Origin of the sequence: Streptomyces sp. Q6 (assembly GCF_036967205.1) — a bacterium.
Taxonomy (GTDB): Bacteria; Actinomycetota; Actinomycetes; order Streptomycetales; family Streptomycetaceae; genus Streptomyces; species Streptomyces citrinus.
The window spans coordinates 8,039,893-8,051,785 of sequence record NZ_CP146022.1 but is presented as its reverse complement, the minus strand read 5'-3'; the positions used below and the strand labels follow the sequence as shown (position 1 = coordinate 8,051,785).

The 11,893-nt window shown below is 71.8% G+C and carries 11 protein-coding genes, 1 pseudogene and 1 riboswitch; of the genes and pseudogenes, 7 read left to right on the top strand and 5 right to left on the bottom strand.

Annotated elements, in window-relative coordinates:
• The first annotated feature begins 54 nt into the window (after positions 1 to 54).
• The gene (locus V2W30_RS36980) at positions 55 to 474 is read left to right on the top strand and encodes a TOBE domain-containing protein (protein ID WP_338702969.1); all 420 of its coding nucleotides are present in this window, start codon (positions 55 to 57) and stop codon (positions 472 to 474) included.
• Between the two features lie 64 nt (positions 475 to 538).
• Here V2W30_RS36980 and V2W30_RS36975 read toward each other — a convergent pair whose 3' ends face one another.
• A complete protein-coding gene (locus tag V2W30_RS36975; protein ID WP_338702968.1) occupies positions 539 to 1,144 on the bottom strand; it encodes an FxLYD domain-containing protein in 606 nt (201 codons plus the stop codon).
• 181 nt (positions 1,145 to 1,325) lie between these two features.
• Between V2W30_RS36975 and V2W30_RS36970 the strand changes: the two genes are divergently transcribed.
• The 6 genes and pseudogenes from V2W30_RS36970 to V2W30_RS36945 all read left to right on the top strand — a co-directional run bounded on the left by V2W30_RS36970 (position 1,326) and on the right by V2W30_RS36945 (position 9,456).
• Positions 1,326 to 2,762 carry a basic amino acid/polyamine antiporter gene (locus tag V2W30_RS36970; RefSeq protein WP_338702967.1) on the top strand — a complete coding sequence of 479 codons (1,437 nt, stop codon included), beginning with the start codon at positions 1,326 to 1,328 and terminating at the stop codon, positions 2,760 to 2,762.
• A gap of 39 nt (positions 2,763 to 2,801) precedes the next feature.
• Positions 2,802 to 4,061 carry an arginine deiminase gene (locus tag V2W30_RS36965; RefSeq protein ID WP_338702966.1) on the top strand — a complete coding sequence of 420 codons (1,260 nt, stop codon included), beginning with the start codon at positions 2,802 to 2,804 and terminating at the stop codon, positions 4,059 to 4,061.
• Between the two features lie 6 nt (positions 4,062 to 4,067).
• Positions 4,068 to 6,233 (top strand): hypothetical protein, encoded by a 2,166-nt coding sequence (locus tag V2W30_RS36960; protein ID WP_338702965.1) that lies wholly within the window; start codon positions 4,068 to 4,070, stop codon positions 6,231 to 6,233.
• 130 nt (positions 6,234 to 6,363) lie between these two features.
• A riboswitch (cobalamin riboswitch) is annotated at positions 6,364 to 6,559 on the top strand.
• Positions 6,560 to 6,624: 65 nt separating this feature from the next.
• On the top strand, positions 6,625 to 7,659 hold the full coding sequence (locus V2W30_RS36955; RefSeq protein ID WP_338702964.1) for an ABC transporter substrate-binding protein: 1,035 nt from the start codon (positions 6,625 to 6,627) through the stop codon (positions 7,657 to 7,659).
• Positions 7,656 to 8,672, top strand: coding sequence for a FecCD family ABC transporter permease (locus V2W30_RS36950; RefSeq protein WP_338702963.1), 1,017 nt, complete (start codon positions 7,656 to 7,658; stop codon positions 8,670 to 8,672). The genes V2W30_RS36955 and V2W30_RS36950 overlap by 4 nt, the downstream gene beginning before the upstream one ends.
• A pseudogene (locus tag V2W30_RS36945) lies at positions 8,669 to 9,456 on the top strand (ABC transporter ATP-binding protein). Before V2W30_RS36950 ends, V2W30_RS36945 begins: the two are co-directional and overlap by 4 nt.
• A 14-nt stretch (positions 9,457 to 9,470) precedes the next feature.
• On the opposite strand, the gene V2W30_RS36940 reads toward V2W30_RS36945, so the two are convergent.
• From V2W30_RS36940 to V2W30_RS36925, 4 genes are all read right to left on the bottom strand, one after another.
• Positions 9,471 to 10,091 (bottom strand): L-threonylcarbamoyladenylate synthase, encoded by a 621-nt coding sequence (locus V2W30_RS36940; protein ID WP_338702962.1) that lies wholly within the window; start codon positions 10,089 to 10,091, stop codon positions 9,471 to 9,473.
• A 72-nt stretch (positions 10,092 to 10,163) separates the two neighbouring features.
• Positions 10,164 to 10,406: a DUF5133 domain-containing protein gene (locus V2W30_RS36935; protein WP_338702961.1), complete on the bottom strand. Its 243-nt coding sequence runs from the start codon at positions 10,404 to 10,406 to the stop codon at positions 10,164 to 10,166.
• Positions 10,406 to 11,224, bottom strand: coding sequence for a SigB/SigF/SigG family RNA polymerase sigma factor (locus V2W30_RS36930; protein ID WP_338702960.1), 819 nt, complete (start codon positions 11,222 to 11,224; stop codon positions 10,406 to 10,408). The genes V2W30_RS36935 and V2W30_RS36930 overlap by 1 nt, the downstream gene beginning before the upstream one ends.
• A 207-nt stretch (positions 11,225 to 11,431) precedes the next feature.
• Entirely contained in the window at positions 11,432 to 11,857 is a 426-nt protein-coding gene (locus V2W30_RS36925) for an ATP-binding protein (protein ID WP_338702959.1), read from the bottom strand.
• Positions 11,858 to 11,893 lie beyond the last annotated feature (36 nt).

Genomic DNA, 11,893 nt, shown 5'->3' with positions numbered 1-11,893 from the left:
GCCGCGTCGGGGCCCGCACGGGCGCGCCCCCCTTCCTCCGTGAGGCGCGTCGTCATGAGTCTGAGCATCCGCAACCAGCTCCCCGGAACCGTCACCGCCGTCACCCCGGGCGAGGTGATGGCGACGGTCGGGGTCCGTCTCGACGGGGGCCAGGAACTGACGGCCGCGATCACCCTGGACGCCGTCAAGGACCTCGGTCTCGCCGAGGGCGCCGTGGTCCGCGCGCTCGTCAAGTCCACCGATGTGGCGCTGGCGACCGGCCCGGTGACGGGTCTGTCCATCCGCAATCAGGTGCGGGGCACGGTCACCGACGTGGCCACCGGGGGCGCGATGGCCTCGGTGAAGGTCTCGGTCGGCGGCGGCGAGCTGACCGCGGCGGTCACCAAGGACGCGGTCGCCGACCTGGGCCTCGCGGCGGGCTCCTGTGTGGTCGCCCTGATGAAGTCGACCGAGGTGTCGCTCGCGACGGCGTAGTCCGGGTCTCGGCCGGCGCGCGCGGAGGTGTCGGTGCGCGCGTCCGTACACACTGGTGTGAGCCTCAGTACCGCTGCGCCTTCGCGATCTTCGCGGTGAGGTGCGGCTCCGGCGGTTGGGTGCTGATCGCCAGAGGCTGCGCCTTCTCGCCGGGCTTCAGGTCCTTGGCACCGACGACGGTGGTCTCCACGACCTTGCCGTCGGAGTCGCTGAAGTCGACCTGGACCGCGTAGGAGGCGGTCGCGTCGGTGCTGTTGGTGATGGTGACGACGAGGGCGCGGACGCCGTCGGTCTGGGAGAGCGGCTTGCCGGTCATCGAGACGTCTTTCATGGCGTTGCCCTGACCGTCGGCCGCGTCGAGTGCCTTGGTGAACTCCTGGCGGTTGCGCTCCACGTCGGCGGAGACGGACGCCTCGAAGTCGTGGGCGCGCTGGGACGCCGACTCCGCCGCGGCGGAGGCCGACTTCTTCACCTCCGCCTTCTTGGACGCTGCGCTCGACGCCAGCGCGGACGGCGGCTCGCCGGTGAAGTTCGACGCGTCGGGGGCGGTGGCGCGCGGGGTGACGCTCGCGTCCGCGTCGCTGCCCGATTCGGTGCTGCAGGCCGCGAGCGCCAGGGCGCTGGTGAGCGCGCACAGGGCCAGGGTGGCGGAGCGCAGGGTGCGTGGCATGCCTGGGGACCTTCTTCCGTACTTCCGTACATCCGTCAGCGGCACGCCCCATGCTGCCTATATGTCACGAGTCCCGCCATTTGTACGGATACACCACTAAAAGATGCGTTCGGTCGGGCACTCAGAGAAGACTGTGTGCCCGAGCGTTCCGTTGGCTCCGCAGCGCGACCGTGAGGAAGACATGGAGAAGGCCACCACCACCCCCACCACGGCCAAACTGCCGCTGTTCACGCTGACCACCATGGTCGTGGGTTCGATGGTCGGCGCGGGCGTGTTCTCGCTCCCCCGGCGCTTCGCCGAGGAGACCGGCGTGGCGGGCGCGCTCATCGCGTGGGCCATCGCCGGCACCGGCATGCTGATGCTCGCCTTCGTCTTCCAGTCCCTGGCCGTGCGCAGGCCCGATCTGGACGCGGGTGTCTACGCGTACGCGAAGGCCGGGTTCGGCGAGTACCTCGGCTTCTTCTCCGCGTTCGGCTACTGGGCCAGCGCCTGCGTCGGCAACGTGACGTACTGGGTGCTGATCATGTCCACGGTGGGCGCGATCTGGCCGGCGCTCGGCGAGGGCGACACGGCGCTCGCGATCGTGATCTCCTCGGCCGGCCTGTGGGCGTTCTTCCTGATGATCCGGCGCGGCGTGAAGGAGGCCGCGGCGATCAACAAGATCGTCACCGTGGCCAAGGTCGTCCCGATCCTCGTCTTCGTCCTGCTGGCGCTGTTCTGCTTCAAGGCCGACGTCTTCGCCGACAACTGGGGCGGCGCCGACTACGCGGGCTCGCTGTTCAGCCAGGTTCGCGGCACGATGCTCGCCACCGTCTTCGTCTTCCTCGGCGTCGAGGGCGCGAGCGTGTACTCGCGGCACGCCAAGAAGCGCTCCGACGTCGGCAAGGCGACCGTCCTCGGTTTCCTCAGCGTCTTCGCCGTCTTCGCCTCCGTGGTCATCGTGTCCTACGGGATCATGCCCATGGAACAGATCGCCGAACTGCGCCAGCCGTCCATGGCCGGCGTCCTGGAGGAGGCGGTCGGCACCTGGGGCAAGGTGTTCATCAGCGTCGGCCTGATCGTGTCGGTGCTGGGCGCCTATCTGGCCTGGACGCTGATGGCGGCCGAGGTACTGTTCGTCGCCGCCAAGGACGACGACATGCCGCGCTTCCTGCGCAGCGCGAACCGCGCCGACGTGCCGGTGCCCGCGCTGATGCTGACGACGGCCCTGTCGCAGGTGGTCCTGATCATCACCGCGTTCTCGGACGACGCGTTCAACTTCGCGCTCGATCTGACCAGTGCGCTCTCGCTCATCCCGTATCTGCTGGCGGCCGGGTTCGCCGTCAAGCTCGGGACCCGCTCCGATCCGCTCACCGACGGCGGCCGCACCTCGAACCGTGAGCTGACCATCGCGGCCGTCGCCGCGCTCTACACGCTGTTCATGCTCGTCGCGGCCGGGCTGAAGTTCGTCCTGGTGTCGTTCATCTTCTACGCCCCCGCCACGATCTTGTTCGTGATGGCCCGCAGGGAGCAGGGCCGACGCCTGTTCTCCCCGCGGGAGCTGGTCATCCTCGTCGTCTCCGTCGTCGGCGCCGTGCTCGGCGTCGTGGCCCTGGCCGCCGGCTGGATCAGCCTCTGAGCCGCTCACCCGAGCCCCGCACCCCCTGGAAGGCACTCCGTGACCGACACCCCCGCTTCCGCGTCCTACGGCGTCCACTCCGAGGTGGGCAAGCTGCGCAAGGTCCTCGTCTGCGCACCCGGGCTCGCGCACCGCAGACTCACCCCGACCAACTCCGACGACCTGCTCTTCGACGACGTCATGTGGGTGGAGAACGCGCAGCGCGACCACGCCGACTTCGTCAACAAGCTGCGCGGGCGCGGCGTCGACGTCGTGGAGCTCCACGAGGTGCTCGCGCAGACGATGGCGATCCCCGAGGCGAAGTCCTGGCTCCTGGACCGCAAGATCGTCGCCAACCAGGTCGGGGTCGGTCTCATCGACGACACCCGTGCCTTCCTGGAGGCGCAGGAGCCGCGGCAGCTCGCGGAGTACCTCATCGGCGGTCTCGCGACCACGGACCTGCCCGACGACCACCGCTCCGCCTATGTGTCGCTCGCGCGGGAATCCACCGGCGTACGCGAGTACTTGATGCCACCGCTGCCCAACACGCTCTACACCCGTGACACCACCTGCTGGCTGTACGGGGGGCTCACGCTCAACCCGCTGTCCTGGCCGGCGCGGCACGACGAGACGCTCCTGATGAAGGCCGTGTACGGGTTCCACCCGGACTTCGTGGGGTCGACGGTGTGGTGGGGGGACCCCGAGCGGAGCTGGGGGCAGGCCACGTTCGAGGGCGGCGACATCATGCCGGTCGGCAAGGGCGTCGTCCTGATGGGCATGAGCGAGCGCACCTCGCGGCAGGCCGTCACCCAGGTCGCGGCGGCCCTGTTCGAGAACGGCGCGGCCGAGCACGTCATCGTCGCCGGGATGCCCAAGCTCCGCTCGGCGATGCACCTGGACACCGTCTTCACGTTCGCCGACCGGGACATCGTCACGCTGTACCCGCGGATCATGGACTCGGTGCACACGTTCTCGCTGCGTCCGAGCGACAAGGCGCCCGGCCTGCACATCACCGACGAGGGCACGACGCCGTTCGTCGACGTCGTCGCCTCGGCCCTGGGCCTGAGCGGCGGGCTGCGGGTCATCGAGACCGGTGGCGACGTGTACGCGTCCGAGCGGCAGCAGTGGGACAGCGGCAACAACGCCGTCGCCGTCGAGCCGGGCGTCGTGTTCACGTACGACCGCAACACCCAGACCAACACGCTGCTGCGCAAGGCCGGCGTCGAGGTGATCACGATCGTCGGCGCCGAGCTCGGCCGCGGGCGCGGCGGCGGGCACTGCATGACGTGCCCGATCGTGCGCGACCCCGTGGACTTCTGAGTCCGCGTGGACGCCCGGTTCGCGGCGCGTGCCGTCGCCTGCGTGGTGGCGGCGCTCGCCACGCTGACCGTCCTCACGACGGCGACGGTGCGCGGCACCGTCCTCGACCCGGGTTTCCACGCGTCCGTCCTCGACGAGGAGCACGCCTACGACCGGCTGTACAACGAGGTCCTGGTGGATCCCCGGGCGGCCCCGCTCACGCGTGATCTGCTCGCCGGCCTCGCCGTGCCGGAGGCCCAGGTGACCTCCAACATCAAGCTGGTGCTGCCGCCGGAAACGGTGCGCGACCTCACGCTGGAGCAGATCCAGGCCGTGGTCGGCTATCTCAACGGCACGCGCGGCTCCCTCGACCTCACCGTCGATCTGCGGCCGGTCCTCGCCCACCTCGACGATCTCGCGCAGACGTACTTCGGTGACCTCGTGGCCGGGGTGCAGCGCAGCCCGGAGCCGGACTTCGAGCGGTTCACCGCCGATCTGTCGGACGCCCTGCGGGAGTTGTCCGCGGGGCGGGCCCCCGAGGGGATACCGGCGCTCCCGCTCACCGAGGAGCAGGCCGACCGGGTCGCGGACGCGCTGCTGTCCGCGGTCGCGGAGAACGAGCGCGGGGCGCTGCGACCCGAGGTGGAGACGGCGCTGGCCGACGGGGACGTCGCGACCGCGCTGGCCGCCGTGGCGCCCGCCGCCCTGTCGGAGCACACGCGGGGCGCGGTCGCCCAGCTCCGGCAGCTCGTGGACGACGGCACCTGGGACCTGGGCGCGGCGCTGCGGGAGTCGGGCAACGACCTCGACACGCTGCACGACGTGCGTCCGTACACGGCGGTCGGGCTCGGTCTGGTCGAGGGACTCGCGGCCGCGCTGCTCGTGGCGTCCCTCGCCGTGCTGTGGTGGGCCGGATCGCCGCAGCCCGGACGGCGGTTGACGCGGCTCGGCGTGCCGCTCGTCGCAGGTGGTCTCCTCACGCTGCTGGCCGTGGGCGCGGCGCGGCTGTCGGCCGACGGGCGCCTGGTCGACCCGCCCGCCTCGTGGCCGCCGAGCCTGGCCCGGCTGGTCGACGACGTGCAGGGCACCGCCGTCGACCGGCTCACCGCCACCGCGGTCGTCGCGGCGCTGGTGCCCGTCGCCGTCGGGGTGCTGCTGGTGGCGGCGGGGCTGCGGCTGCGCGCGGAGCGGGCGCGGACGGCGCCGTCGCGGCGATTCCTCGGGGCGGGGCTGGGCGCGGCCGCCGTGGCGGTGGCCGGGATGGTCGCGCTGCCGCCGCTGATCAGTCCCGGTGGGCCGCGCGTGTGCCAGGGCAGCGCCAAGCTGTGCGACCGGCGCTACGACGAGGTGGCGTACCTGACCTCGCACAACGCCATGTCGACGACGGTCGACCGGTTCATCGGGCCGCTCCAGGACCCGGGGATCACCGCGCAGTTGGACGACGGGGTGCGGGCCCTCCAGATCGACACGTACCGGTGGGAGCGGCCCGACGAGATCGCCGGGCGGCTCTCCGACTCGGATTTCACCCCCGCGCAGCAGGCCCTGGTCAGGTCGGCGGTCAACGCGATCAACCCGCCGCGCGACGGGCTGTGGCTGTGCCACGCGGTGTGCCGGGCCGGGGCGGTCGAGCTGGTGGCGGCGCTGCGCGGGATCGGTGACTGGATGCGGGCCCATCCCACCGATGTGGTCACGTTCATCGTGCAGGACGCGATCAGTGGTGAGGACACCGCGAAGGCGTTCGCCGAGGCCGGTCTCGACGATCTGGTCCACACGCCCGACCCGGATCCCGCACGGCCCTGGCCGACGCTCGGCGACATGATCGACAGCGGTCGCCGGCTCGTCGTCTTCGCCGAACAGGCCGACGGCCCCGCTCCCTGGTACCGGAACTTCTACCGGTACGGCATGGAGACCCCGTTCGCCTTCCGCTCCCCCGGCGACATGAACTGCGTGGCGCACCGCGGCGGCGACGACAAGCGGCTCTTCCTGCTGAACCACTTCATCACGATCGACGGCGGCAGCCGCCTGGACGCCGGTACGGTCAACACCCGCAGGTTCGTGCTCGACCGGGCCCGCCGCTGCGAGCGCGAACGCGGCCGACCGGTGACCTTCGTCGCCGTCGACTACGCGACGATCGGCGACGCGCGGGGTGCGGTGGCCGTGCTCAACGCGGAGCGCCGGACACCGGCCCCCTAGGGCCTGCCCGGCCGATCGTGTCGTGGACGCGGGGTCCGGCACGCCGGCGCAGCAGGGCACGGGCCACCCGAGCCGCGACCTGATCCGCCGGGCAGGCCCTGGGTCCGCTCGGCCCGAGACGTCCGGCCTGTGATAATTTCGCCGAGCCAGTCGTACCTTTGTGCGTTCAACGACGCACACGGGTCAGGGAATCCGGTGGGAACCCGGAACTGACGCGCAGCGGTGAGGGTGACGGGCGGAGCAACTGCCACTGGGCCACCGGCCCGGGAAGGCGCTTCGCGCGGACGACCCCGAGTCCGAAGACCTGCTGGCAGCCTCCGGCGGCGACCAGCGGGCGGGGGTGAACCGTAGGCCGGCTCCGCGTATGAGCCCTGGACGCTAAGGACTCCCCGTGCCCCTCGCACGTCAACTCCGCCTTGCCGCGCCCCTGTTGGCGGGAACCCTGCTGCTGCTCACCGGATGCGCGACAGCGGAACCGGCCGACGGCGCGCCGGACGGCGACGCACGCGCCGTGACGCTCGACAACTGCGGTACGAAGGTCCGCGTCGCCCACGCGCCGCGCCGGGCCGTCGCCCTCGATCAGGGGTCGGCCGAGATCATGCTGTCCCTCGGACTCGCGGACCGGATGGTGGGCACGGCCACCTGGACCGATCCGGTCCTCAAGGGCCTGGCGAAGGCGAACGCGAAGGTGCCGCGTCTGGCCGACCGCTACCCGTCCTTCGAGAAGGTCCTCGACACCGAACCGGACTTCGCCGCGGCCTCCTTCACGTACACCCTCGGCAAGGGCGGTGTGGCCCCGCGCGAGGAGTTCGAGAAGCTCGGCGTGCCCACCTACCTCTCCCCCACCGACTGCGCGGACAAGGACAACAGTGGCGACGGCGACGGGGTGCGCACCGAGGCCCTCACCCTGGACACCGTGTACGGGGAGATACGTGACCTCGCGCGCGTCTTCGGCGTCGAGGAACGCGGCGAGAAGTTGATCACCGGTCTGAAGTCCCGTGTCGGCGCGGCCACTTCGGGGCTCGACGCGAGCGGCGTGGACGTCCTGTACTGGTTCGCCAACTCCGACTCGCCCTATATGGCGGGGTGTTGCGGCGCGCCCGGCGTCATCACGAAGGAACTCGGCCTGCGCAACGTGTTCGACGACACGCGCGAGGAGTGGCCGCAGATCAACTGGGAGACGGTCGCCGACCGCGACCCCGACGTCCTCGTCATCGGCGATCTGACGCGCCGCTCGCAGTCCGCCGAGTCGGCCGCGCAGAAGATCCGGTTCCTGGAGTCCGACCCGGTCACCAAGAACATGACGGCCGTACGGAAGAAGCGGTACGTGCTGCTCAGCGGGCAGGACATGAATCCCACGATCCGGACCGTGGACGGCGTGGAGAAGGTGGCGGCGGCGCTGCGCACGTACGGCCTCACCAGGTGAGCGTCCTGCGGCCGGGACTCTACGGGGCCGCGGGCCTCGCCGCGCTGTGCGCCTCCGTCGCCGTGGCCATCACCATCGGGCCCGCGCACATCGAGGTCGCCGACGTGTGGGCCGCGGTCGGGGCACGGCTCGGCTGGGGCACCTCCGATCTCTCGCCGATCCGCGACGGCATCGTGTGGAACCTGCGGCTGCCGCGCACGCTGCTCGCGGCCGTGTGCGGCGCGGGCCTCGCGGTGTGCGGCACGGTGCTCCAGGCGCTGCTGCGCAATCCGCTCGCCGACCCGTTCGTGCTCGGGGTGTCGTCCGGAGCGTCGACCGGCGCCGTGCTCGTCGTGGTGCTCGGGGTGGGCGGGGGCGCCCTGTCCGTGTCGGGCGGCGCGTTCGCGGGCGCGGTCTGCTCGTTCGCGCTCGTCCTGCTGCTCAGCCACAGCCTCGGCGGCAGCACGGACCGGGTGGTGCTGTGCGGGGTGGCCGCGATGCAGCTCTTCTCCGCGCTGACGTCGTTCGTGGTGCTGACGGCGGCCGACGCGGAGACGACGCGCGGCGTCCTGTTCTGGCTGCTCGGCTCGCTCGGCGGCGTCGGCTGGACCGAGGTGTGGCTCTGCCTCGCGGTCCTCGTCGTCGCCCTCGCGGTCTGTCTCGGGTACGGGCGCACGCTCGACGCGTTCGCGTTCGGCCCGGAGGCGGCGGCGGCGCTCGGCGTCCATGTCGCCCGCACCCGCCTGGTCCTGCTGTGTGTGACGGCCCTGTTGACGGCGGCCCTGGTGAGCGCGGCGGGCGCCATCGGCTTCGTCGGTCTGGTGCTGCCGCACGCGGCCCGCGCCCTGGTGGGTCCCGGGCACACCCGGCTGCTGCCGGTGACGGCGCTGGCCGGGGCGGTGTTCCTGGTGTGGGTGGACACGGCGGCCCGCACGGTCCTCGAACCCCAGGAGGTTCCGGTGGGGGTGGTGACGTCCTTGATCGGCGTGCCCGCGTTCGTGCTCGTCCTCTACCGCGGCAGGGCCGTGCGGTGACTGTCTCCGGGAAGGGGCTGAGCGCGGAGCGCGTGTCCTGGTCGCCCGGCGGGGCGCTCGTCCTCGACGGGGTGAGCCTCGCCCCGCGCCCCGGCACCGTCACCGGACTCCTCGGTCCGAACGGCTCGGGCAAGTCGACCCTGCTGCGGCTGCTCGCCGGTGTGCTGGCCCCGAGCGGCGGTGTCGTCACCCTCGACGGCGACCCGCTCGCCTCGGTGCGCCGCAGGACGGCCGCCCGGCGCATCGCGATGGTGGAGCAACAGGCCGACACCCAGGTCGAATTGACGGTCGCCGATGTCGTACGTCTCGGCCGGGTGCCGCACCGCCGCGCCTGGTCGGCCGCGTCGGCGGGGACGAGGCGGCGGTCCGGGCCGCCCTGGAGCGCAGTGGGCTCGCCGACCGGGCCCACCGGCTGTGGCACACGCTGTCGGGCGGGGAGCGGCAGCGCGTGCAGATCGCCCGCGCCCTGGCGCAGGAGCCGCGCGAGCTGCTGCTCGACGAGCCGACGAACCACCTCGACATCCAGCACCAGTTGGACCTGCTGGACCTGATCGGCGGGCTCGACCTGACCAGCGTCGTCGCCCTGCACGATCTGAACCTGGCCGCCGCGTACTGCGACCAGGTCGTCGTCCTGTGCCGGGGCCGGGTGGTGGCCGCGGGCGCCCCGGGCGACATCCTGACCACGGAGCTCATCGCCGAGGTCTACGGCGTACGCGCCGAGGTCAGTCGGCCGGGCCCCGCGGACCGTCCGCACATCCGGTTCCTGGGCACGGTCGGCCGCTGAGACCGGACCCCGTGTCACTCGAAGCGGTCGACGTCCCCGGCTCCGCGCCGCACGATCTCGGCCTCTCCGCCGGAGAAGTCGATGACGGTGGTGGGTTCGGTGCCGCAGTCACCGGAGTCGAGCACGGCGTCCACCGCGTGGTCGAGCCGCTCCTTGATCTCCCAGCCCTGCGTCAGCGGCTCCTCCTCGCCGGGCAGCAGCAGGGTGCTCGACAGGAGCGGCTCGCCCAGCTCGGCGAGGAGCGCCTGGGTCACCACGTGGTCGGGGATGCGTACGCCGACGGTCCGCTTCTTCGGGTGCTGCAACTGGCGCGGCACCTCCCGGCTCGCGGGGAGGATGAACGTATAGCTGCCGGGGGTCGCCGCCTTGATCGCGCGGAACACGTCGTTGTCGATCTGCACGAACTTGCCGAGCTGCGCGAAGTCCTGGCAGACCAGGGTGAAGTGGTGCTTGTCGTCGAGGTGCCGGATCGAGCGGATCCGCTCGACGCCGTCACGGTTGCCGAGTCGGCACCCCAGGGCGTAGCAGGAGTCCGTCGGGTAGGCGACGAGGGCGCTGTCGCGGATGCTGTCGGCGACCGCGGAGATGATGCGCGTCTGCGGATTCTCGGGGTGCACGTCGAAATACCTGGCCATCCGCCGAGCGTACGGGATCACCCGCGGTCCGGCCCGGTGCATGCGGAGTGAACCGGGCCGGGGCGCGACGCCTCACTCCCCGGCCGGTTCGGCGACCGCGCGGGCCGGGCCCGACGAGGCGAGGAGCCGGGTGGCGGTCCGCACGGCGGCGCCGACGTGACGGGTTCCGGTGACCACGCACAGCGTGTAGCCGAGGTCCTCCACGCGCTGCCGCGTGACGGCGTCCACCGGCGCGGCGCCCGGCGCCGCGCTCTCGCTCAACTCCTGGTACTCGGCGAGGAGTCTGCGCAGCACCGTGGGGTGCGGGACCAGCATCAGGCCGCCTCTCCCGTGGCACTGCGGCGCACGCGGTCGCAGCTGCGGTTGATCAGCCGCGAGACGTGCATCTGGGAGATGCCGAGCTGCTCGGCGATCCGGCTCTGCGTCATGTCCTCGAAGAACCGCATGTAGAGGATGGCGCGTTCGCGCTCCGGCAGCTCGCGCAGGCCCTGCCGAGCGGCCTCCCGGTCGGTGACGAGGTCGAAGCCGGGGTCGGCGGTGCCCAGGACGTCGGCCAGGCTGTACCCGTCGTCCGAGGTGGCGAGTTCGGCGTCGAGGGAGAGCGCGGTGTAGCTCTCCAGGGCCTCCAGACCGTCACGGACCTCCTGCTCGGTCAGCCCGGTGTGCTCGGCTATCTCGGCGATGCCGGGCTCGCCGGCGCCGGGGGCGTCGGCGATGTCACGGCGCGCGGCGCGCACCTTGTTCCGCAGATCCTGGACACGACGGGGTACCCGCAGGTCCCAGGTGCGGTCCCGGAAGTGGCGGCGCAGCTCGCCGGTGATGGTGGGCACGGCGTAACTCTCGAAAGCCCCGCGCTCGGGGTCGAAGCGCTTGATCGCCTTGAGCAGGCCCACGGCGGCGACCTGCTTGAGGTCGTCCAGGCTCTCGCCGCGGTCACGGTAACGGCCGGCGATGCGGTGGGCCATCGGCAGCCAGGCCGAGGCGAGTTGCTCGCAGACGAGGTCGTACTCGGGCCCCGCGTCGAGGCTGTTCAGCCGGGCGAAGAGCACGGCGGTGTCGGGCGCGTCGTCATGCGGGTGTCGCCCCGGGGCGGTCGTGCGCGGGGCGGGGTGTGCGGCGGTCTGGGTCATCATGAAGATTCGCTCCTCCACGGATAACTGCTGGCAGGTCACCGCGGGAGCCGGGAACGACCGACGAAGCGGCCGTCCACCGGGAAAGGACACACCTCTCCCGCGAACGCGCCTCCTGTCCGAAGCACGACTCCCGTTTGCCCCGGCCCCCGCACCGCAAACAAGTCGTTCTCGCAACGACTTCGCGGGCCTTTTCGGCAGGTGTCCGCGTCACCAGGGGAGGAACACGTGGATCTCCTTGCCGCCGGCGCCCGCCACGACATGCACCTGACGGGCGAGCGCGCGCACCAGATGCCAGCCGATGTGTCCCGGCCCGCGACGCGGATCGGCGGGGCGCGGCGTGGGCGGCACCGGATTGCTGTCGCCGACGGTCAGGTGCAGGCCGTCGAAGGTACGGCGCAGGGTGACGGTGACCGGCCCCGGTGCGTACTGCACCGCGTTGGCGACGAGCTCGTCCACGATGAGCAGCGCGTCGTCACGACTGTCGGGCTCGTCGGGTGGGACCCGGCGGGCGAGCGTGTCCAGAAAGTCCGCCGCGAACAACCGGGCGTCGGTCACTCCCCGTGGGTCGTACCCGTTCACCACGGTCGCCGCCAGGTCGTCGGCGCTCGTCCGCCCCTCACCGTCAGCCATCATCCATCACCGCTGTCCTTCCTTACCGACCTGTCGCAC